Below are 21,067 nucleotides of genomic sequence, written 5' to 3'. Positions count from 1 at the left end.
CTATGTTACCCACCAGTAACATGATCGCGGATCAACAACTCGAAGAGGAGCACCAGGTGAGCCAACACACCGAGACCCCTGCCGCGCGGCGTACGTCACGTGCCGTCCGCGACGTCGTCTTCGTCGACGGAGTCCGCACACCCTTCGGCCGAGCAGGCGAGAAGGGCATCTACGCCGGGATGCGCGCCGACGACCTCGTGGTCAAGTGCATCCGCGACCTCATGCGCCGCAACCCGTCGCTGCCGGCCGAGCGCGTCGACGAGGTCGCGATCGCCGCCACGACCCAGACGGGGGACCAGGGCCTGACGATCGGCCGCACCGCCGCCCTGCTCGCAGGACTCCCCCGGACCGTACCGGGTTTCGCCATCGACCGCATGTGCGCGGGTGCCATGACCGCCGTGACCACGACGGCCTCGGGTATCGCCTTCGGCGCGTACGACGTCGTGATCGCCGGTGGCGTCGAGCACATGGGGAACCACCCGATGGGCTCGGGAGCCGATCCGAACCCCCGCTTCATGTCGGAGCGCATCGTCGATCCCGCTGCACTGAACATGGGGAACACCGCGGAGAACCTGCACGACCGCTTCCCGGACATCACGAAGGACCGCACCGATGCCTACGCCGTGCGGAGCCAGCAGAAGCTGGCGAAGGCCTACGAGGCCGGGCTGATCCAGCCGGATCTCGTCCCCGTCGCGGGCAGGAAGGCCGGCGGGGGCTGGACCTTGAACACCGTGGACGAACCTCCCCGCCCCGACACGACCGTCGAGGACCTCGCGTCCCTGCGCACGCCCTTCCGGACCCATGGCCGTGTCACGGCAGGCAATGCGGCAGGCCTGAACGACGGGGCGACCGCCGCGCTGCTCGCCTCCGGGGACGCCGCTCTCGAGCTCGGCCTCCCGGTCCGGATGCGCCTCGTGGCCTACGCCTTCGCCGGCGTCGAACCCGAGGTCATGGGGATCGGACCGGTGCCGGCGACCGAGAAGGCGCTGCGTCAGGCAGGGCTCGGCATCTCCGACATCGGGCTCTTCGAGATCAACGAGGCCTTCGCCGTCCAGGTGCTGAGTTTCCTCGACCACTTCGGCATCGACGACGAGGACCCGCGCGTGAACCGCTACGGCGGCGCCATCGCCGTCGGGCACCCCCTCGCCTCCTCCGGCGTCCGGCTCATGAACCAGCTCGCCCGCCAGTTCGAGGAGGACCCGTCGGTGCGCTACGGCATGACGACCATGTGCATAGGCCTCGGCATGGGAGCCACGGTCATCTGGGAGAACCCGCACCACGAGCACTACGGACAGGACGCAGCATGAGCTTCGAACGCTACGACGAGCTGGCAGCACTCGTCCCCACCGAGATCGTCACCCACTCCTACGTCCAGGACATCACCCTGCCGGAGGGCGCCGGCGTCCTGGCTCTCATCACGCTCGACAACGACCTCGACCATGCGAAGCCGACGACGCTCGGGCCGAACACGCTCATCGAGTTCGGCCGGACGCTCGAGGGCCTGAAGGAGCGCGCTGCGCACGGTGAGATCCAGGGTGTCGCTGTGACCGGCAAGCCGTACTTCCTCGTTGCGGGGGCCGATCTCAGCACGGTCAAGAGCGTGAGGTCCGAGCACCTGGGCCGCCTCATGGCCGAGCTCGGGCACGAGGCGTACGATCTCCTCGCGGATCTGGGCGTGCCGAGCTTCGCCTTCATCAACGGCGTGGCCCTCGGTGGCGGGCTGGAGATCGCCCTTGCCGCGAACTACCGGACCGTGTCCTCGGGCGCCACGGGGATCGGTCTGCCCGAGGCGTTCATCGGCCTGGTTCCGGGCTGGGGCGGCGTGTACCGCCTCCCGCGCCTCGTCGGGCCCGCGAACGCCGTCAAGGTCATGATCGAGAATCCCCTGAGCAACAACCGCAGCCTGGACGGCGCCTCGGCGCATGCGCTCGGGATCGCCGATGCCCTGTTCGAGCCGGCGGACTACCTCGAGCAGTCACTCCTCTGGGCGGCGCGGATCCTCACCGGCGGCGGGACACTGGAGGCCGTCACCCGCCGCCGTGCCGAGCTCGGCTCCTACGACGACGCCGCGTGGACGGGCGCTGTCGCCGCGGGGCGGGAGTTCGTGGAGGCGAAGACCGGCAATGCCGCGCCGGCGCCGTCGCGCGTGCTGGACCTGCTCGAGGCAGGCCTGACGCTCACGCGGAAGGAATCCGCGGCGGCCGAGTGCACGGCCCTCGCCGAGCTGATGCAGACCCCGGAGTTCCACGCGACGGTCTACGCATTCCTCGACCTCGTGCAGAAACGCGCCAAGCGCCCGGCCGGAGCACCCGACAGGAAGCTCGCGCGGCCCGTCTCGAAGGTCGGCGTCGTGGGGGCCGGACTCATGGCGGGCCAACTCGCACTCCTCTTCGCGCGCCAGCTGAAGGTGCCGGTGGTCCTCACGGACATCGACCAGGCGCGCGTGGACAAGGGCGTGGCGTACGTCCACGCCGAGATCGAGAAGATGCTCGGTCGGAAGCGGTTGTCCCAGGACGCGGCGAACCGCACGAGGGCACTCGTGACCGGCTCCGTCTCGAAGGACGCGTTCGCCGACGCGGACTTCGTGATCGAGGCCGTCTTCGAGGAACTCTCCGTCAAGAAGCAGGTGTTCGCGGAGGTGGAGGCCGTGGTTTCCCCCGACTGCATCCTCGCGACCAACACCTCCTCGCTCTCCGTCGCCGAGATGGCCGCGGACCTGAGCCACCCGGAGCGCGTGGTCGGCTTCCACTTCTTCAACCCCGTCGCGGCCATGCCGCTGCTCGAGGTGGTGCGCGCGCCGAAGACCGACGACGCCGTCCTCGCTACGGCCTTCGTCCTCGCCAAGGGCCTGAAGAAGAACGCCGTGCTGGTGCAGGACGCGCCGGCCTTCGTGGTCAACCGCATCCTGGGACGCATGTTCGGGGAGATCACCGCCGTCTTCGACGAGGGGACCGACGCGGCGACGGCCGACAACGCACTGCGGCCGATGGGTCTTCCGATGACGCCGTTCATGCTGCTCGCTCTTGTGGGTCTGCCCGTCGGCCAGCATGTGCAGGAGTCGCTGCACTCGGCCTTCGGCGACAGATTCCACGTCTCGGCGAACCAGCAGAAGCTGATCGACGCGGGCGTGAAGGGGCTGTGGCAGAAGCAGGACGACGGCTCCTTCACCGTCCCCGAGACCACGCTCGCCCTCCTGGAGCGCGATGCTTCGCCGTCCTCCGCCGACGAGGTGCTCCGCCGGACGCAGGACGCGCTGGCGGACGAGATCGGACGCATGCTCGACGAGGGCGTGGTTGCGGCGCCCGAGGACATCGATCTCTGCATGGTCATGGGAGCGGGGTGGCCCATGCACCTGGGCGGCATCACCCCGTACCTCGACCGAGTCGGTGCCTCCGAGCGCGTCCGCGGGAGGGCTTTCCACCGGGCCTGATACCGCCGGCGCCTAGGCCGTGCTCCGTCGACCGCCCGCTCCCCGCGAGCGACGGCCACCGCGAGCAGCGGAACGGGTGGTGGGGCCGCTGCCCCACCACCCGTTGCGCTACTGCCTGTGACGTGCGGCGCGGCGTGCTAGTGGGCCTTGCCGTTACCGGGTCGCACGGTGATCTCGGCCGCCGAGGTCGTCTCGATCCCGGCGTGGTTCACCGCCGTCGCGATCAGCTCGTAGCCGCCCTTGAGTCCTTCGAGGGGCAGGTCGTATCGGCCGTCGGTTCCAGTGACCTCCTGACCGTCGAAGGTGACGATGAGCGAGCGGACGCCCGATTCGGCGTCCTCTGCCCGGACGTCGACCGTGAGCCCCCGTTTGGCACCGACCTTGGTGTCCTTCAGCCCTGTGACAACCGGTGCTGTCCCATCCAGGACCGGGGCGTTCACGTAGGTGATGCTCGGCGCCGCAGGCATGGTCATTCCCTCGCCGAGGAAGAAGCTCGTGTGAGGGGGCTGGTTGTACGCGGTGTTCTGCCAGGCGACACCGAGACGGTACACGGGGTCGTGCATGAGGGTCCGGATGCGGTGCTCGGTGACAGCGGTGGCGGTGAAGATCTTCAGCGAGGAGTGGTCGGCACTGCGGTAGACCAGCTCCTCGCGCCAGTCACCGAACAGGTCGGCCTGGAGTGCCGGGTTTCCCTTGGTGCCGTTTCCGGTGAGGGTGCCGTCGAGCGTGAGCAGCCGATCCTCCGCGCCGGACTCCCAGTTCCACTTCGAGATGGTCGGCGTCGCGCCGGTGGCGAGCTCCAGGGGGTCGGTGTAGTCGTGGTCGGTGATCTCGCGCAGCAGGTCCCCGTCCCACCAGGTGAGGAAGTTCGCCGCGGGAATGCCGGTGCCGAGGTCGGTGCCGTCGGCTGCCCGGAGTGATCCGACCTTCGAGGAGAACTTGTAGGTGCCGCCGATCGCCCACGCCTCATTGCCCTCGTGGGTCGGGTCGATGTCCCCTGCAGCTCCACGCCCGGTGTCGCGGGCACCGGGTATGGACCACAGGATCTCGCCGGTCCCTGCGTCGCGCATCGTCGCGGCACGCTGACCGCTGCTCGTCATACTCTCGTGCACCGAGTAGACCTCGAGGCCGTCACGGGACGGAACGTGGTCTGCAACGTGCATCGCGTCCCCGTGGCCGAGGCCGGTGGTGTACAGCGGAGTGCCATCACTGTCGATCGTCATCGATCCGAAGACGATCTCGTCAGACCCGTCGGCATCGACGTCGGCGATGGAAAGGTTGTGGTTGCCCTGCCCGGCAAACTGGTTCCCGGCCGTGGTCGAATCGAAGGCCCAGCGCTCCTGGATCCTGCCGTCCATGAAATCGAACGCGGCGATGGAGGTCCTGGCGTAGTACCCGCGGCTGAAGATCATGCTCGGAGTCTCACCGTCGAGGTAGGCGGTGCCGGCCAGGAAGCGGTCCATCCGGTTGCCGCTGGTGTCACCCCATGAGGCGAGCTCTCCGCGCGCCGGTACGTAGTCGACGCTGTCCAGGGCCGCACCGGTCAACCCCTCGAAGACGGTCAGATATTCCGGCCCGGCGAGGATGCGGCCACTCGTGGTGCGGTAGTCCGCAGAGGCGTCGCCGATGACCACGCCGGCGCCGTCCACCGTGGCGTCAGCGGTCTTCATGGCGAGTTCGGCCCGACCGTCGCCGTCGTAGTCGAACACCTGGAACTGGGTGTAGTGCGCTCCGGCACGGATGTTGCGGCCGAGGTCGATCTGCCACAGCCGTGTGCCGTCGAGCTCGTAGGCATCGAGGTAGACGTTGCCGGTGTAGCCGGAGCGCGAGTTGTCCTTCGCGTTCGTCGGATTCCACTTGAGGATGATCTCGTACTCGCCGTCGCCGTCGAGGTCTCCGACCGATGCGTCGTTGGCTTCGTACTCGTACGCCTCCCCTGCCGGAGTCGTCCCGCCTGCCGGACGCTGGAGCGGGATGTCCAGGGACTGGTCCCCCCACGGGGTGAACTCATCGGTGACCGTCACCTCTCGCTCGTCGATCAGCGCGGTCACGCGGTAGACCGAAGCACTGGTCCCTTCCGCGTCGAGCAGGTTCGTGCTGCCGGTGATCGGAGTCCCGGTGATGCGGACGCCGTCGCGGTACACGTGGAAGCCGATCGATTCGGCGTCGAGCCCGAGCATCCGCCAACCGACGTAGACTCCGCCGTCGGTGGTCACGGCGACCGGGGCCCGATCGAGGTATTCCATCTGCCGGACCGGTGTGTCTTCCGGCGCAGCTGATGCAGGCATGCTCACCAATGTCGCGGCAGCAACGGCTGCCGCTGCCGCCGCTCCCAGTGCTCGTCGTGATCTTCGTGCGTGGACGATTGAAACCATTATCATCTCCTGTGATGTCCTGGTGCAGAAGCAGGGCAGGATCCCCCAGTGGGAAACCGCTTTCCTGATATGTCCATCGTCCGTTCACCCTGAGTCTGTTGTCAAGAGCAACAGATCGGGTGGCCGGGCCGACGACATCTCCCCCGCGGGCCGGTCACGTCCTCCAGCGTCGCGGTCAGGCCGCTCAGGCGTGCGGGTGATCCTTCAGCCACATCGTGGCCTCCTCGACGGTCGTGAAGTGACGCGTCGGATACGGGGGCTGGTGAACCTCCGTGAAATAGCTCACCAGCAACCGATCGACCGGTGACGGACCTACCAGGGCCATGGCTGCGATGTTCAGACCGTGGGAGAAGGTCTTCAAGGCGCCCCTGCTCAGGGATACCATCTCGTTGAGCACCACCAGCATCGGCGGACACACGTCAGGGCACAGGGCATCGGCCCTGGCCACCAGAGAGAACGCCTCATGATCGGTCACGGTCGATCCGGCGACCCACTCGATTCGCACGACGTCACCGCGCAGTTCCGCGGTGAACGAGTCCTCGGCAGGTCCGCCCACAGCGATCATGATGATGCCCCCCTCCCCCGGGATCAGCGAGATCCACCGAAGCGCACACTACGCCCTCAGCCCTCCATGTCCAGAGAATCCGCGGTCCGGCCTGCCCACACGGTCACTGCCGCGGACCCGGCGTCACGTGTGCGGTCCCCAGATCTCCAGTTGGACCAGGGCCGCGAGTGTCCGCAGCTTGTGCTCGTCGGCGGGGCTGAAACTGCGGGGAGCGTCGTCGATGATGCACAGCGCGCCGATCCTCATGCCCCCTCGGCCGTGGACGGGATGCCCGGCGTAGAACCTGATGAACGGTGGACCGGTGACGAAGATCCTGTCCCTGAACACCGGATCGTGCAGGGTGTCGGTGATGACCAGCGTCCTGTCCAGGCCGATCGTCCGGTGACAGAACGTCTCACCGCGCGGCATGGCGCCCTCCAGGGTGCCGACCGAGGATTTCGTGACGAGTTGGTCCTCGGTGATGAGGGTGATCGCTGCTCCCATGACACCGAAGTGGTCCCGCGTCATGCGCGGCAGCCGTTCCAGGTTCCCGGACACGGGTGCGTCGAGGAGCCCGGAGGTGTACAGGGACTCGACACGGGCCTCCTCTGCTTCCTGCGTCAGCGGAATCAGGTGATCAGGCGGGCGCCCGTGCTCGGCCAGGCGTTCACCGTCCAACTCACTCACCCCGTACCCACCGGCCATCGCCACACTCGCACTGCTGTAGGGGGCGCGGGAGGTGCCGGCGCCCGCAGAGGGACCCCCGAGCTGCTCGTTGACCGCGTGCGCCATCAGGTCCCGTTGCAACTGCGGCAAGGTGGCGGATTCCGCCAGGTAGCGGAGCACCTCGGACTCGGTACTCATGCCACCCGTCTCCCTATAGACGGCGTAGATCCTGCGCACGTCCAGGTGGTGTTGCAGCACCAGATCAGCCGTGACCCCCTGCTGCACATCAGCATCACTCATCCGCGCATCGCCCCCCGAGGCTTTCCAGCCACGCCCCCAGTGGCGTGGACTCCGACGTACAAAAGGTCAGCGGGAGTTGTTCGTTCCCCGATCACCGCACACCTGTTCTTCGCCGGCACCCACGGCAGGGATTGATCGTCGAACGTTCTATCTTCGACCGTTTCCACGCCGCCGATCGACGAACTCGACGAGAGCTGCGGGATCAGGAGGCGGCCTGCCGGTCGGAACGAAAGGGTCAGGAAGTGCAGGCTGGTCTTGAGTCTTTACCTGACCGATGTTGAGAGTGTGCTGCGCATACTGGATGTACGCCTGAACGATGGCCCGCACTGTGTCTCTGCAGGGTGCGGGGCTCAGCCGGCCACACCGACGAGCCTCGTGCACGAACGTGGGATCTCCTTCACAGGTCAAGCAGATGGACTGTGGGGGAGAACTGAACGCCCACGAGCAGGAACGACGTCGGGCACCTCATCGAATCGGTCAGGGGACTGGCCGGTTCCTCTGTCGCGTCGAAGGATCGTGCACCGGTGACCACTCCTGCTTCCTCCATCCCGGAAACCCCGGATGCTTCGGGGGCCCTGGCTGTCCAGCCTGCTGTCGAGGTCCCGTCGGCTGAACCGGTCGAGTACTTCGCCGACTGCCCCACCGGGATCGTCGAGCACTACTTCGAATCGCCGGCTCTGCACTGGTCCGATGAGCTGTATCGCATTCATGGGTACGAGCGAGGCGAGATCGTACCCACCCTCGACCTCGGCATCTCCCACGTCGAACCTGCGGACCGGCATGCGGCAAGATCGCTGTGGGAGAGCCTGTTGAGCAGGGGCGGCCCACGTTCGGCGTACCTGTCCCTGCGGGACGCGAACGGCAGGATCCGCAAAGTGCTGATCTCCGGCGACTACATCCTCGCGGACGCCGCACAGGGCAGGGAAGCGATCGGGGTATGGGCGCTGGTCGTGGATCTCACACGATCCATTCATGAAGACACCCACCAGCTGGCGAATCAGGCCGTTGCTGCGTCCGCGTTGCAGCGCAGCGTGATCGAGCAGGCCAAGGGCATCCTGATGGCGCAGGCCGGGATGACGGCCGCCGAAGCGTTCGACTGGCTCAGCCGGCGCAGTCAACTGAGCAATCGGAAGGTCGTCGCCGTCTCCCAGGGCATCATCGATCGTATCCGGCAGCTCAACCAGGAGAAGCGACCTGCTGCCCGGGCCGACGCCCTGCTGAATCTCCTCACGACGCCGTGAAGGAGCCCGGGCAGCACCGCGCGCATCGCACGGCGTCGCAGTACGCGCGCTCCCGCAGTTGAGGGAGAGCGAAGCAGGAGGAAGCAGCGGTACTCGGTGCGGGTCCACCGGGGTGGCCACTGCATGGCAACGGCGGGACGGTACCCCGACGACGACGACAGGTACGCCGGCCACATCACCGCTCCTCCAGCGTGGGCGACAGGACGCGGCGTTGCCGCCCCTGGTGAACGGAGCTGCAGCAGATCCGCGGTAGTCTTCAGAGCCGTGGCACCAGTCCACCTGAGCTGACGGGAATCGATCTTCGTGACCACCTTGTACCGCGACCGCGGGGGCCGTGCCGCCCGCACCGAGCAGTGACCACTCCGAGCACCACCGCGTCGACCCTGGTGGTCATCCCCGCCTTCGGTTCGCCGGAGTTGACCGACGCCGTCGTCGGTGACCTGTGCCGCGACGGCAATGATCTCGATCCGGACGTGCGGATCGTGGTGGTCGACAACGCCGGCGACTACGTCCTCCCGCAGGGGAACATCTCGGTCCACCGCCCCGGGCGCAACCTGCGCTGGATCGGCGCCACGAACTGGGCCCTGCAGACGTCCAGCCGCGATGGACATGCTGTCTGCGTCGTGCTGAACAACGACATCCGCCTGTCGCCAGGGTTCCTCGACGGCTTGCTCGCGACGTTCTCGACCGCGGACGACATCGCGATCGCAGCTGCCTGCTACGACGACTTCTGGCTGCACCAGCGAGCCCGGACCATCCCGCCCACTGCCGCAGACTACGTCCCGCAGGACGTGCTGCGCGACGTCGATTTCTGCGATGGGACGGCGATCGCCTTCGCGGTACCCCCCGTCGTCGAACTCGGGGGCCTTGACGAGGTGACTTTCACCCGGCATGGCTATGGCGCGGACATCGACCTGGCGATCCGGGTCCGCGCGGCCGGCCTGCGGTGCGTGGTCACCGAACGCGCCTATGTCTCGCACCTGCGACGGCAGACGATGAACCGGACCGGCCAGACCTCGGAGGACAACCGCGCGGAGATCCTCCACGGTCTGGACGCCAAGTGGGGCGACGACTGGCGGGCGGAGGTCGGGCTCGGCCCGGATTCCTTCCCTGCCCACAACGTCGGCAGCGGCGCCTCGTGGTACCTGACACCTCCGGCATGACCACTCGTCCCGGCCTGTCGCCGGGGCGGATCGTCTATGCGGGCTTCGCCACCGCCCACCACAGTGGCGGTGTGCATGTCATGACCCAGCACGTCCGGCTCCTGCGCGAGGGCGGCCACGAGGCCTGGCTGTGGCTGCCCGACCCGGACGATCGCACTGACTGGATCCCCGACGGCGTGCCGATGCTGTTCGGCGCCACCACTGCGATCGGCGCTGACGACCTCCTGGTTCTGCCGGAGACCCCGACCGTCCAGGGCCGCGATCCGGCGCCCGGAGCCCGGAAGGTCATTTTCAACCAGAACCACTTCTATACCTTCGCTGCCGGCACGCCAGGCAAGGAGTTCCCCGGCTGGTCACCGGCGCCGGCTGTCTGGGTGGTGTCCGAGGAGAGCCGCGACGTGCTGGCCGCAGCACTTCCGGGTCTGCCGGTGAGCCACGTGCCCAACCCCGTGGACGGCGAGCTGTTCGCGCCCTCGGCGAGCGAACAGCTGCGGGTGTGCTGGTTCCCCAAGAAGCGGCCGCGGGAGGCCTCACTGCTGAAGCGGTTGCTGGCCGGCGACCCGCGGCTCTCAGGGGTCGATCTGGTGGAGCTGGTCCAGGCTCCGCGGGCGGAGGTGGCGGCGACCCTGGCGAGCAGTGCCGTCTTCGTCGCGCTCGGACATACCGAGAGCTTCGGTCTGCCCGTCGCCGAGGCCCTGGCGGCCGGCTGTCTCGTCGTCGGCTACGACGGCGGTGGTGGCCACGAACTGTTCGAGGCCCCCGGCGCGTGGCGGATCCCGGATCAGCGGCCGTTGCTCCTCCGCGACAGGGTGGCGGCTTTGATGCAGGAGCTGAACACCTTGACACCGGTGCGCGCAGCGAACCGCCGTTGGGTCCTGGACCGCTATCCGTTCGCCCGGACCGGGGCTGCGCTGGAGGAAGCGGTTGCCGCTGCACGGGAACGGCCCGGGGCGGCGACCGTGGCCGTGCATCCGGTGGCATGGCTCGACACCCTCGGCCCGCACTTCACGGCCTTCGCCTGACCCGTCAGTCTGCGCTCTTCACGACGTTGACGAGCTCCTCGCCGGCGAGATACCGGTGCATCTGAGCATTGACCAGCGCGAAGGCACGGGGGCCGGACTGGCTGACGGACCCGGCCGCATGCGGGGTGATGATCAGGTTCGGGGCTGACCACAGCGGGTGATCAGCCGGCAGGGGCTCGGGCTCCATCACGTCCAGCGCGGCGCGCAGCCGACCGGCGGTCAGCTCCGCAAGCAGCGCGGACGTGTCGACGACCTTTCCGCGTGCCACGTTGACCAGCAGGGCGCCGTCACGCATGTGGGACAGGAATTCCGCGTCGACGAGACCCGTCGTGTCCGCCGTGAGAGGAACGGTCAGCACCACCACGTCGGCCTCGGGCAGCAGGCCCGGCAGCTCCGACGTCGCATGGACGCCGTCGCGGGCCGTGTGCGCCACGAACACCGGGCGGGCGTCGAAGCTCCTCAGCCGGTGCGCGGTCTGCTCCCCGAGGTCACCGGCGCCGATGATCAGGACGCGCTTGTCGCGCAGGTCATCGGCCTCCATCGGATCCCACCGGCCCTGCCGCTGCGCTTCAGCGAAGTGGGGCAGCCGACGCAGGGTGGCGAGCACGACGGCCAGCACCAGTTCGGCAACCGCTGAGCCGTGCACACCCCGCGCACTGCACAGCGTCACGCCGTCCGGGAGGTGCTCGAGGATGTCCTCCACGCCGGCACTCGTCAGCTGGACGACCTCGAGCTTCGGCATCGCGGCGAACTTCTCGACGAGGTCGGTCGAGTCCTCGACCTGCGGAACCCAGAAGAGGGTCTCCGCCAGCCGATCGGGCTTATCGTTCCCGCCATCCCAGACAATCACCTCCACTCCGTCGGGGAGGTTCCCCAGAAGATCTCGGGCGTTCTGGTCGGGGATGCATACGACGGTCATTTTGTCAGTGTAATCATTCGCTTGACCTGCGCTGGGCTATGGTGTGGGAGGGACTTCTACAGAAGTACGAAATTCGTCGGGGGCACCGGGGAACACCCGGGTCGACGGATGCGCCCAGTACACCCGTGTGGCTTCGAAGGCAGAAGCGAACTTCTACAGGAGACGCGCCATGGCAATCACGCCGCTCGCTTACCCCGCTCAGGAACCGGAACTCGCCGGCGAGGACACCCGGCTCCGCAACTGGGCCAGGAACTCCCGGCTGGGCCTGCCCGGCTCAGTCGTCACTCCCGCCACCGAGGCCGAGTTGTGCGACTTCCTGTCCACCAGTGACGGCCGGGTCCGGATGATCGGGAGCCGGATGTCGCCCGGCCGGATGATGTCGGTCGCGGACGGGGCCGGTACGCTGCTGGACCTGAGCCGGCTGAGCGGCCTGATCTCCAGCACCGAGGACACCGTGACCTTCGCCGGCTCGACCCCGTTGTCCGAGGTGTACGCGTTCCTCACCGCGCGGGGCCGGATGCTCAACGCCTCGCCCGGGGTGATCGCCGAGCAGACCCTGGCCGGCGCGGTGTCCACGGGAACCCATGGTCAGGGCCTGCAGCAGAGCTCGATCGCGGGCGACGCGCTCTCGATCCGGATCGTCCTGGCCGATGGCACGATCGCCGAGTTCGACGAGGAACACCCGGACTTCGGCGCCGTGCAGCTCGGCCTCGGCTCACTGGGCGTGATCACCGCCGTGACGCTGCGCACACGGGAATCGCTGGTCTACACCTGCGTCAAGCAGGCGGTCGACGCCGACACCCTGGAAGCGGACCTCGGGACCTGGAACCGGGAGAATCTCCTGGTCAAGGCGTGGTGGTTCCCCCAGGAGAACCAGGTCCAGGTGTGGACCGCCAACGAGGCGTCCGACGACGAGGTCTCCAGGTACCGGGCCGGCGGCGGGGAGCTGCTGGAACACGCCGGCACCAACGCCACGATGAACACCACCGTGGAATCGACGTTGCGCCTGCTGCGCGCCGACTCGAGGGGTGTCGCCGACGACGGCAAGCCGATGCGCACCGTGACCCGCTTCAGGGACTTCACCGACGTCACGGGGGATGTCTACCAGGTGTTCTGCCGCGGGATCGCGACCCCGCAGATCAACGTGGAGATCGGTATCCCCCTCGCCCGGGCGGGAGCGGTGATCAGGAAGATCAAGGACTGGCATGCGGAGACCCAGCCTCGCATGCACTACCCGGTGATCCTGCGCTGCACCGGCGCGTCGGACGCGTGGTTGAGCCCGTCGAACGGCGAGGACACCTGCTACTTCGGCTTCGTGGTCTACTACTCGGCCGACGGCTCGCTGTCCGAGGAAGGCGACAGCTTCCTCAGGGCCGTGGAGCGGGCCCTGTCCGAGGAGGGTGGCCGTCCCCACTGGGGCAAGTACTTCGACGAGTCCCTCTACGACTGGCCGGCGCTCTACCCCCAGTGGGAAGCCTTCCGCCGGGTCCGCGAGACCCTGGACCCGCAGCACCGCTTCGCGAACGCGTTCACCGCCGCCCTGCTCGACTGACCCGACCCCACGCCCTCGATTCCCTGGACAGGAGCAGCACAGATGAATGCCTGGGTGACGTTGCTGACGCAACCCCACTACCTGATCGGGGTCCGGACCCTGCGGGCCTCGCTGGCCGACTCCGGCAGCGACGCTCCCCTGGTGGTCATGGTGACCGAGGGGATCGACGAGCAGGCCCGGCGCCTCCTGCTCGACGACGGATGCATCGTGCGCGACGTCGCGCCGTTGCGACCGGCCGGCGGGTCCGCCGACAGCTACGCCAACGCCCGGTTCGCGGAGGTATGGACCAAGCTGGCCGTCTGGGGCCTCACCGAGTACGAGCGCGTCGTGTTCCTGGACGCCGACATGCTGGTGACCCGGTCCATGGACGAGTTGTTCTCGCTGGAACTGGCCGACGGCGCCATCGCCGCCTGCCACGCCTGCCGGTGCAACCCCAACCGGATTGCGAGCTACCCGCCGAGCTGGACACCCCAGACCTGTTTCTACACGCACTGCCGCGGCGGGGACCACGTCACCGAACCGGACGCGACGGACAACTACCTCAACGGCGGCTTCCTCGTGCTCTCACCCGACGAGGCCGTCCTCGCCGACATGGTGGCCCGCCTGGCGGCCGTGGACGACCTGTCACGCTACCCCTTCGCCGAACAGGACTTCCTCAACGAGTACTACCGCGACCGCTGGCAGCCACTGCCTTACATCTACAACGCACTGAAGACCCTGCCGCACCAGCACCCGACGGTCTGGGATGCAGCGGAGGTGAAGAACATCCACTACATCATCGACAAGCCGTGGGAGAAGCCCCTCGACCCCACCGACCGGTACGCCGAGGTGAACCGGCTCTGGTGGGCAACGGCTGATCGGCTGATGGATCGGGCGTCGGGTCCCGCGGCCGGTTGACGGCACGGTCTGCCCGACACGGAGTTACCTCATGGGTCGGCTTGTCGGTCGACCCTTCAGGTCCCGGCCTGCACGACGGAGTGGCATGGTAGACGACCTCTTCAGAATCGTCCCCGGGGCGCCCCCGGGCGGTGACGCCACTCAGGCCGTCGGTGCCGGGAAGATGCGATCCAGTTCGGCGAGGTCCTCATCGGTCGGCGTCCAGTCGGCGGCCTCGGCGTTCTGCCGCACCTGCTGCGGCGTGGTGGCTCCGGCGATCACGGAGCCGACCGCCGGCTGGGCCGCGAGCCACGAGAAGGCGACCTGCACCTCGCTCACGCCGCGCTCGGCCGCGAAGGCCGAATATGCTTCGAGCTGGTCCCAGTCGGCGGTCTCGAGGACATTCTGGCGTGAATGGGTGAGCCGGCTGCCCTCAGGTACCTCGTTCCGCCGGTACTTGCCGGTCAGCAGACCATTGGCGAGCGGGAAGTAGGGCAGCACCCCGAGTCCGTACGCCTCGACGGCCGGGACCACCTCGCGCTCGAGTCGGCGGTCCAGCAGGTTGTACGGGTTCTGGGCCGAGATGAACGGCGTGTAGCCGCCGCTGCGCGCCGTGAACTCGGCCTCGGCGATCTGCCAGCCGGCGAAGTTGGAGTGCCCCACGTACCGGACCTTGCCACTGGTCACCAGGTCGTCGAGCGCCGCGAGGCTCTCCTCGATCGGCGTGAGGGCATCGGGCGCGTGGTACTGGTAGAGATCGATCCAGTCGGTACCGAGACGGCGGAGGGAGGCCTCCGCCGCGCGGACGATGTACCGCCGTGAGCCTCGCGCGTTCCAGTCGGGGCCGTTCACCCCTCCCATGTCGAGGCCGAACTTGGTGGCGAGGACGACGTCGTCGCGCCGTGGGCCCAGCGCCTTGCCGAGCTGCATCTCGCTGACACCCGGCGCCTTGCCGTACATGTCGGCGACGTCGAAGAGGGTGATGCCGGCATCGATCGCGGCATGCACGACCGCGTCCGTCCCCTCCTGGGATTCCGAGGCGGTGCCCGCTCGGCCCAGGTTGTTGCAGCCGAGCCCGACGGTGGAAACGCTGAGCCCGGAGGTGCCCAGTCTGCGGTAGGTCATCATGTACCTAACCTACCAACACAGTTGCCCCGGGCACATGACCCGGGGCAACTGGCGCGAACGGGGTGGGATCAGGCGAACCAGATCCCGATCTCCCGCTCGGCGGACTCCGCGGAGTCGGATCCGTGGACGAGGTTCTGCTGGACCTTGACGCCCCAGTCGCGGCCGAAGTCGCCGCGGATGGTGCCCGGCGCTGCTGTCGTCGGCTCCGTCGTACCTGCGAGCGAGCGGAATCCCTCGATGACCCGGTGGCCCTCGAACACCGCGGCGACCACGGGTCCACTCAGCATGAACTCGACGAGCGGCTCGAAGAAGGGCTTGCCCACGTGCTCGGCGTAGTGCTCCTCGAGCAGCTCACGCGTCGCGTGCACCTGCTTCAGCTCGGCGATGGTGTAGCCCTTCGCCTCGATCCGGGCGAGGACGGTGCCGGTCAGGCCACGTGCCACGCCGTCGGGCTTGACGAGGACAAGGGTGCGCTCGGTACTCATGGGTCTCCTGGGGGTGGGGCGCCACGGGAGGCGGCGCGGATGTCGGGGTATCACCCCCGACTCTACTCAACGGCGGGGCCTTCCTCGGGATGGGCTTTCTCCCACTCGGCCTGCAACCGGTCGCGCTCCACGTTCTCGCGGTCCACGCGCGCGCCCTGCCTCAGCCCGTACAGCCAGGTGATCGCGAACGCGAGTCCGACGACGAACATCGCCGGCTCCAGGAAGCCGCCGGCGATGATGACGAGCTGGAGCACCCAGCCCACCGCGATACCCCACCTCTTCGTGACGACTGCACAGGTGAACACCAGGAGGACGCTGAGGATCACGCCCGAGGTCAGGATCACGGCCGGTGAGATCTCGTCACGCCGCAGCCCGAACACGGTGAGGGTGGCGAAGAAGACCACGAACGCCTCGAGCAGGAGCACGGTCGAGGCGAACATGACCTTCGTCGAGCGCCGCTTCTTCGGCATCCCGGGCCGCCACTCGCGCTGGGCCTTCGTCATGCGTCGTGCCATGCCTGCCTACTTCCCTAGGAGCGTGCGGGCTTCGCCGACCACCGTGACGGAGCCGGTCACGAGGATGCCGCCGGACAGGTCGTTGTTCTCCTCGGCCTTCATGACCGCCCACTCGAGGGCGTCGTCGAGGGCCGCGAGGATGGTGATGTTCTCCTCGGCGAAGCCCGCCGAGAGAGCGGCCTGCAGGAGGTCGGCAGCCGGGACCGAGCGGGGCGAGGTGGACTGCGTCAGGCACACGTCCTCGAGGATCCCGCCCAGTTCCTCGTGGAGCTCCGCAAGTATCCCGGCGGCATCCTTGTCCTGCAGCACCCCGATCACGAGGACCAGGCGCGAGAAGTCGAAGGCCTCGCTGATGCCCCTGGCGGCGGCGCGCGCACCGGCCGGATTGTGCGCGGCATCGACGATGATGCTCGGCGCCGTCCGGACCACTTCGAGGCGCCCCGGGGAGGTGACGGCGCGAAGGCCGTTCCGCACGAGGGTGGTGTCCAGCTCCCGCTCCCCTCCCCCGAGGAACGCCTCCACCGCGGCAACGGCGACCGCCGCGTTCTCGGCCTGGTGCTCACCGTGCAGCGGCACGAGCAGTTCTCCGTACCGTCCCGCGAGGCCCGTCAGGGACACCACCTGGCCGCCGACCGCGACCGTCCGAGACTCCACGCCGAATTCGACGCCCTCGAAACGGAATTCCGCTCCGACCTCGCGGGCCCGTTCGAGGAGCACCTGTGCGGCATCCCGCGGCTGGATCGCGCTGACCAGGAAGGCTCCGGGCTTGATGATGCCGGCCTTCTCCAGCGCGATGTCCTCCACCGTGTCACCGAGCAGTTCGGTGTGGTCGAGGGAGATCGGCGTGATCACGGCGACCTGGCCGTCCCCCACGTTCGTCGCGTCGGTGATCCCGCCGAGCCCCACCTCGATCACGCCGACGTCGATCGGTTCGTCGGCGAAGATCGCGAAGGCGAGGATGGTGACGCACTCGAAGTACGTCAGTCGCGGCTCACCGGCGACGAGCAGTTCGCCGTCCACGATGTCCAGATAGGGCTTGATCTCGTCCCAGACGCGGACGAACGTGCCGTCGCTCACGGGCTCACCGTCGATGCTGATGCGCTCGGTGACGCGTGACAGGTGAGGGCTCGTGAAGCGTCCGGTACGGAGGTCGTGCGCCAGCAGGATGCTCTCGATCATGCGCGCCGTCGACGTCTTGCCGTTGGTGCCGGTGATGTGGATGATCGGGAAAGACCTGTTCGGCTCCCCCAGGATCTCCATGGCGCGGTGCAGCGGGGCCATGCGCGGTTCCATCCTGTGCTCCGGTGCGCGGCTCAGGAGCTCGGCGTAGACACTCTCCACGGAGAAGCCGTCCGCCTCCCGTCCGTTGTCCGCCGCGCCCGCCTGGGTGTCGCTGGTCTCACTCATGGTCCTGCTCCTGCTTTCCTACGGTGATGCCGAACTCGGTTCCCGCGGCGTCGTCCGCGATGATGCGGAGCTCCGTCGTGAGGGTCTCGGACCGGATCAGCCCGGCGTTCGCCTCGAGCGCCTGGACCTGATGGGGTGCCACGGTGATGGTCGTGGAGATCCGGTCGCTGATCTCGAGACCCGCGTCGCGGCGGGCCTGCTGGACGGCACGGATCGCATCGCGCGCCGTGCCCTCCGCCGCAAGCTCGTCCGTCACCTCGGTGTCGAGGACGAGGAACCCGCCGCCCGGAAGGACCGTCACGGCCTTGGACGTCGCGCCGTTGCCCTCCACGACGGTGTCGAGCGTGTACTCGTGCGGCTCCAGGGCGAGGCCGCCCGCTGTCACGCCGCCGTCGTCGGACACGGACCAGTCACCGGACTTGGACGCCTTGATGACGGTCTGGACATTCTTGCCGAGGCGCGGGCCTGCTGCACGGGCGTTGACGACGAGCCGCTGCGAGATGCCGAACTCCGCGGGCTCGGCGTCCGCCGAATCCACCAGGCGGACGCCCTTGAGGTTCAGCTCGTCGGCGATGATCGAGGAGTACTGCCCGGACAGTGCGCCTGCACCGGGAGCGACGACGGTCAGCTCGCGCAGCGGCAGGCGCACGCGGAGGTTCGCGGCCTTCCGCAGGCTCGAGCCGACGGAACACACCTGCCGTGTCCGGTCCATCCGCTCCACGAGGTCCGGAGCAGCCGGGAACGACGCCGTGTCCGGCCAGTCGGTGAGGTGCACCGACCGTCCGCCGGTCAGCCCACGCCAGATCTCCTCGGTGACGAGCGGCAGCAGGGGCGCTGCGGCACGGCAGACCGCTTCCAGGCACGTGTAGAGGACGTCGAAAGCGTCGGTGTCCTCCTCGAAGAACCGCTGGCGGCTCCGGCGCACGTACCAGTTGGTGAGCGTGTCGAGGTACCGGCGCAGCGATTCGCAGGCGTCGCTGATCGTGAAGGCGTCGAGGGACGCCGTGAGGTCTCGGACCAGGTTGCCGGTGTTCGCCAGGATGTAGCGGTCGATCGGCTCGGGGAGCTGCGCGGCGGCCTCGGCCGTCACGGTCTTCGCCTCGTAGCCCTGTCCTCCGTTCGCGGCGTTGGTGTACAGGCTGAAGAAGTGCCACACGTTCCAGAGGGGCAGGATCACCTGGCGGACTCCGTCGCGGATGCCCTGCTCGGTGACCACGAGGTTGCCACCGCGGAGGATCGGCGAGGCCATGAGGAACCAGCGCATGGCGTCGGAGCCGTCGCGGTCGAACACCTCGGAGACGTCCGGGTAGTTGCGGAGGCTCTTGGACATCTTCTGGCCGTCGGAACCGAGCACGATCCCGTGGCTGATCACGTTGCGGAACGCGGGGCGGTCGAACAGCGCCGTGGACAGGATGTGCAGCATGTAGAACCAGCCGCGTGTCTGCCCAATGTACTCGACGATGAAGTCGGCAGGATTGTGCGTGTCGAACCACGGCCCGTTCTGGAACGGGTAGTGAACCTGGCCGTAGGGCATCGAGCCGGAATCGAACCAGACGTCCAGCACGTCCTCGACCCGGCGCATGGTCGAGCGGCCGGTCGGATCGTCCGGGTTCGGCCGGGTCAGGTCGTCGATGAACGGACGATGCAGATCCACCTCGCCCTGCTTGTTCAGCGGCAGCCGGCCGAAGTCGGCCTGCAGCTCGGCGAGGGATCCGTAGACGTCGGTCCTCGGGTACTCGGGATCGTCGGACTGCCACACGGGGATGGGGCTTCCCCAGAAGCGGTTGCGGCTGATGGACCAGTCGCGCGCATTGGAGAGCCAGGTGCCGAACTGGCCGTCCTTGACGTTACCGGGGATCCAGGTGATGTCCTGGTTGAGCTCCACCATGCGGTCGCGGATCTTGGTGACCTCGACGTACCAGGAGGACACGGCGCGGTAGATCAGCGGGTTGCGGCAGCGCCAGCAGTGCGGGTAGCTGTGCACGTAGCTGGCCTGCCGGACGAGCCGGCCCTCGGACTTCAGTACGCGGGTGATGTGCCGGTTCGCCTCGAAGACCTGCAGCCCCACGATCTCGGCCAGCGGACCGCGCCCGAACATCGGCAGGAACTTCGCGCCCTCGTCGACCGAGAGGATGACCTGGATGCCGGCCTCCTCGCAGATCTTCTGGTCCTCCTCGCCGTAGGCGGGGGCCTGGTGCACGAGGCCCGTTCCGTCCGTCGTCGTGACGTAGTCCGCCACGAGGATGCGGAAGGCGTTGCGGTAGCCGCCCTCCTCCGGGTCGGCGAGGTAGTCCCACAGCGGCTCATAGGTGAGGCCCTCGAGCTCGGTGCCCCGGTACCGCGCTGTGACGGCGTCGCGTGCGGCGGCGGCATCGGCGAAACCGAGGTCCTTGGCGTAGTTCCCCAGCAGGTCCTCGGCGATCAGGTAGCGTCCGGCCCTGCCGTCGCGCACGGCCTCGACGACGGCGTAGGTGATGTCCGGCCCGACGGCGAGCGCCGCGTTGGTGGGCAGGGTCCACGGAGTGGTGGTCCAGGCGAGGGCCTGCACGCCGGCGAGGTCCTTCGACAGCTGCGAATCGCCGACGAGGAGCGGGAACGTGACGGTGACGGTCTGGTCCTGGCGGTCCTGGTACACGTCCTCGTCCATGCGGAGTTCATGGTTGGACAGCGGGGTCTCGTCGTTCCAGCAATAGGGCAGAACGCGGTAGCCGTTGTACGTCAGACCCTTCTCGTGGAGCGTCTTGAACGCCCAGAGGACCGACTCCATGTACTCCGGGTTGAGCGTCTTGTAGTCGTTGTCGAAGTCCACCCAGCGGGCCTGGCGCGTCACGTAGTCACGCCACTCCCCCGCGTACTTCATGACGGAGGCACGTGCGGCATCGTTGAAGTTGTCGATGCCCATGGCGACGATCTGCTGCTTGTCCGTCATCCCGAGCTGCTTCATGGCTTCGAGTTCTGCGGGCAACCCATGGGTGTCCCAGCCGAAGCGGCGCTCGACGCGGTGCCCACGCTGGGTCTGGTAGCGGCCCACGAGATCCTTGGCGTACCCGGTCAGGAGGTGCCCGTAGTGCGGGAGTCCGTTCGCGAAGGGGGGCCCGTCGTAGAACACGAACTCGTTGGCGCCGTCGTCGCCGGCGTCCCGCTGGTCGATGGAGGCCTGGAAGGTCCCGTCCTGCTCCCAGTAGCGGAGGACGCGCTCCTCGAGGTCCGGGAAGCGCGGCGACGGGCCGTGCGGCTGGTTCGCCCCGTTCTCGTCGGGTGACACGGCTTTGGGGTAGATCTGCGGCATGAATCTCATCCTGTGTACGGCGGCGTGGGTGGAGCAGGAGTCCTGCCGTGAGGACGGTTGCCGGGCCCGCCGCCACCGGTTGCCTGACCGGTGCCGGGAGCACCGCACCCGCGGTACCACCTCACTTGCCGCCGTCGCCGCCGTGCCGCTCGCTG

Annotated in this window: 16 protein-coding genes; 7 read left to right on the top strand and 9 right to left on the bottom strand. The window is 68.1% G+C overall.

Going from position 1 to position 21,067, the window contains the following annotated elements; all coding sequences use genetic code 11:
• The first annotated feature begins 56 nt into the window (after window positions 1–56).
• Together ACTIMO_RS10315 and ACTIMO_RS10310 are read left to right on the top strand one after the other, a co-directional pair.
• On the top strand, window positions 57–1,307 hold the full coding sequence (locus ACTIMO_RS10315) for a thiolase family protein (protein WP_448182348.1): 1,251 nt from the start codon (window positions 57–59) through the stop codon (window positions 1,305–1,307).
• Entirely contained in the window at window positions 1,304–3,430 is a 2,127-nt protein-coding gene (locus ACTIMO_RS10310) for a 3-hydroxyacyl-CoA dehydrogenase NAD-binding domain-containing protein (RefSeq protein ID WP_448182347.1), read from the top strand. Before ACTIMO_RS10315 ends, ACTIMO_RS10310 begins: the two co-directional genes overlap by 4 nt.
• A gap of 137 nt (window positions 3,431–3,567) precedes the next feature.
• Here ACTIMO_RS10310 and ACTIMO_RS10305 read toward each other — a convergent pair whose 3' ends face one another.
• The 3 genes from ACTIMO_RS10305 to ACTIMO_RS10295 all read right to left on the bottom strand — a co-directional run bounded on the left by ACTIMO_RS10305 (window position 3,568) and on the right by ACTIMO_RS10295 (window position 7,213).
• On the bottom strand, window positions 3,568–5,811 hold the full coding sequence (locus tag ACTIMO_RS10305) for a rhamnogalacturonan lyase (protein WP_448182346.1): 2,244 nt from the start codon (window positions 5,809–5,811) through the stop codon (window positions 3,568–3,570).
• Window positions 5,812–5,989: 178 nt separating this feature from the next.
• Window positions 5,990–6,370, bottom strand: coding sequence for a DUF7793 family protein (locus ACTIMO_RS10300; protein WP_448182345.1), 381 nt, complete (start codon window positions 6,368–6,370; stop codon window positions 5,990–5,992).
• A 123-nt stretch (window positions 6,371–6,493) separates the two neighbouring features.
• The gene (locus tag ACTIMO_RS10295) at window positions 6,494–7,213 is read right to left on the bottom strand and encodes a GAF domain-containing protein (protein ID WP_448182344.1); all 720 of its coding nucleotides are present in this window, start codon (window positions 7,211–7,213) and stop codon (window positions 6,494–6,496) included.
• A 626-nt stretch (window positions 7,214–7,839) separates the two neighbouring features.
• On the opposite strand from ACTIMO_RS10295, the gene ACTIMO_RS10290 reads away from it, so the two are divergent.
• From ACTIMO_RS10290 to ACTIMO_RS10280, 3 genes are all read left to right on the top strand, one after another.
• Window positions 7,840–8,556: a PAS and ANTAR domain-containing protein gene (locus ACTIMO_RS10290; protein WP_235498956.1), complete on the top strand. Its 717-nt coding sequence runs from the start codon at window positions 7,840–7,842 to the stop codon at window positions 8,554–8,556.
• Window positions 8,557–8,909: 353 nt separating this feature from the next.
• Window positions 8,910–9,719: a hypothetical protein gene (locus ACTIMO_RS10285; protein ID WP_422389867.1), complete on the top strand. Its 810-nt coding sequence runs from the start codon at window positions 8,910–8,912 to the stop codon at window positions 9,717–9,719.
• A complete protein-coding gene (locus ACTIMO_RS10280; RefSeq protein ID WP_055771469.1) occupies window positions 9,716–10,741 on the top strand; it encodes a glycosyltransferase in 1,026 nt (341 codons plus the stop codon). Before ACTIMO_RS10285 ends, ACTIMO_RS10280 begins: the two co-directional genes overlap by 4 nt.
• A 4-nt stretch (window positions 10,742–10,745) precedes the next feature.
• Here the strand turns inward: ACTIMO_RS10280 and ACTIMO_RS10275 are convergent, their stop codons facing one another.
• Window positions 10,746–11,660: a 2-hydroxyacid dehydrogenase gene (locus ACTIMO_RS10275; RefSeq protein WP_448182343.1), complete on the bottom strand. Its 915-nt coding sequence runs from the start codon at window positions 11,658–11,660 to the stop codon at window positions 10,746–10,748.
• A 169-nt stretch (window positions 11,661–11,829) separates the two neighbouring features.
• Between ACTIMO_RS10275 and ACTIMO_RS10270 the strand changes: the two genes are divergently transcribed.
• Together ACTIMO_RS10270 and ACTIMO_RS10265 are read left to right on the top strand one after the other, a co-directional pair.
• Entirely contained in the window at window positions 11,830–13,212 is a 1,383-nt protein-coding gene (locus ACTIMO_RS10270) for a D-arabinono-1,4-lactone oxidase (RefSeq protein WP_448182342.1), read from the top strand.
• A gap of 42 nt (window positions 13,213–13,254) precedes the next feature.
• Window positions 13,255–14,109, top strand: a complete 855-nt coding sequence (locus ACTIMO_RS10265; RefSeq protein ID WP_448182341.1) for a glycosyltransferase family 8 protein — start codon at window positions 13,255–13,257, stop codon at window positions 14,107–14,109.
• Between the two features lie 141 nt (window positions 14,110–14,250).
• Here ACTIMO_RS10265 and ACTIMO_RS10260 read toward each other — a convergent pair whose 3' ends face one another.
• The 5 genes from ACTIMO_RS10260 to ileS all read right to left on the bottom strand — a co-directional run bounded on the left by ACTIMO_RS10260 (window position 14,251) and on the right by ileS (window position 20,912).
• A complete protein-coding gene (locus ACTIMO_RS10260; RefSeq protein WP_422389871.1) occupies window positions 14,251–15,216 on the bottom strand; it encodes an aldo/keto reductase in 966 nt (321 codons plus the stop codon).
• 68 nt (window positions 15,217–15,284) lie between these two features.
• A complete protein-coding gene (gene ndk / locus ACTIMO_RS10255) occupies window positions 15,285–15,701 on the bottom strand; it encodes a nucleoside-diphosphate kinase (RefSeq protein WP_448182340.1) in 417 nt (138 codons plus the stop codon).
• A 62-nt stretch (window positions 15,702–15,763) separates the two neighbouring features.
• Entirely contained in the window at window positions 15,764–16,216 is a 453-nt protein-coding gene (locus ACTIMO_RS10250; RefSeq protein ID WP_422389873.1) for a DUF4233 domain-containing protein, read from the bottom strand.
• A 6-nt stretch (window positions 16,217–16,222) separates the two neighbouring features.
• A complete protein-coding gene (locus ACTIMO_RS10245) occupies window positions 16,223–17,623 on the bottom strand; it encodes a bifunctional folylpolyglutamate synthase/dihydrofolate synthase (RefSeq protein ID WP_448182339.1) in 1,401 nt (466 codons plus the stop codon).
• Window positions 17,616–20,912 carry an isoleucine--tRNA ligase gene (gene ileS, locus ACTIMO_RS10240; RefSeq protein ID WP_448182338.1) on the bottom strand — a complete coding sequence of 1,099 codons (3,297 nt, stop codon included), beginning with the start codon at window positions 20,910–20,912 and terminating at the stop codon, window positions 17,616–17,618. Before ileS ends, ACTIMO_RS10245 begins: the two co-directional genes overlap by 8 nt.
• Window positions 20,913–21,067: the final 155 nt, after the last annotated feature.

It is taken from the genome of Arthrobacter sp. CP30, assembly GCF_053470025.1.
The sequence above is the reverse complement of the archived record's forward strand: the minus strand, read 5'-3'. Positions and strand labels throughout refer to the sequence as shown.

What these genes read in the sequence shown, in the direction of transcription:
- ACTIMO_RS10310 (WP_448182347.1), top strand. Translation starts at nt 1,304, where the DNA reads ATGAGCTTCGAACGCTACGACGAGCTGGCAGCACTCGTCCCCACCGAG.
- ACTIMO_RS10305 (WP_448182346.1), bottom strand. Translation starts at nt 5,811, where the DNA reads ATGATAATGGTTTCAATCGTCCACGCACGAAGATCACGACGAGCACTG.
- ACTIMO_RS10300 (WP_448182345.1), bottom strand. Translation starts at nt 6,370, where the DNA reads ATGATCGCTGTGGGCGGACCTGCCGAGGACTCGTTCACCGCGGAACTG.
- ACTIMO_RS10295 (WP_448182344.1), bottom strand. Translation starts at nt 7,213, where the DNA reads ATGAGTACCGAGTCCGAGGTGCTCCGCTACCTGGCGGAATCCGCCACC.
- ACTIMO_RS10280 (WP_055771469.1), top strand. Translation starts at nt 9,716, where the DNA reads ATGACCACTCGTCCCGGCCTGTCGCCGGGGCGGATCGTCTATGCGGGC.
- ACTIMO_RS10275 (WP_448182343.1), bottom strand. Translation starts at nt 11,660, where the DNA reads ATGACCGTCGTATGCATCCCCGACCAGAACGCCCGAGATCTTCTGGGG.
- ACTIMO_RS10270 (WP_448182342.1), top strand. Translation starts at nt 11,830, where the DNA reads ATGGCAATCACGCCGCTCGCTTACCCCGCTCAGGAACCGGAACTCGCC.
- ACTIMO_RS10265 (WP_448182341.1), top strand. Translation starts at nt 13,255, where the DNA reads ATGAATGCCTGGGTGACGTTGCTGACGCAACCCCACTACCTGATCGGG.
- ACTIMO_RS10260 (WP_422389871.1), bottom strand. Translation starts at nt 15,216, where the DNA reads ATGATGACCTACCGCAGACTGGGCACCTCCGGGCTCAGCGTTTCCACC.
- ndk (WP_448182340.1), bottom strand. Translation starts at nt 15,701, where the DNA reads ATGAGTACCGAGCGCACCCTTGTCCTCGTCAAGCCCGACGGCGTGGCA.
- ACTIMO_RS10250 (WP_422389873.1), bottom strand. Translation starts at nt 16,216, where the DNA reads ATGGCACGACGCATGACGAAGGCCCAGCGCGAGTGGCGGCCCGGGATG.
- ACTIMO_RS10245 (WP_448182339.1), bottom strand. Translation starts at nt 17,623, where the DNA reads ATGAGTGAGACCAGCGACACCCAGGCGGGCGCGGCGGACAACGGACGG.
- ileS (WP_448182338.1), bottom strand. Translation starts at nt 20,912, where the DNA reads ATGCCGCAGATCTACCCCAAAGCCGTGTCACCCGACGAGAACGGGGCG.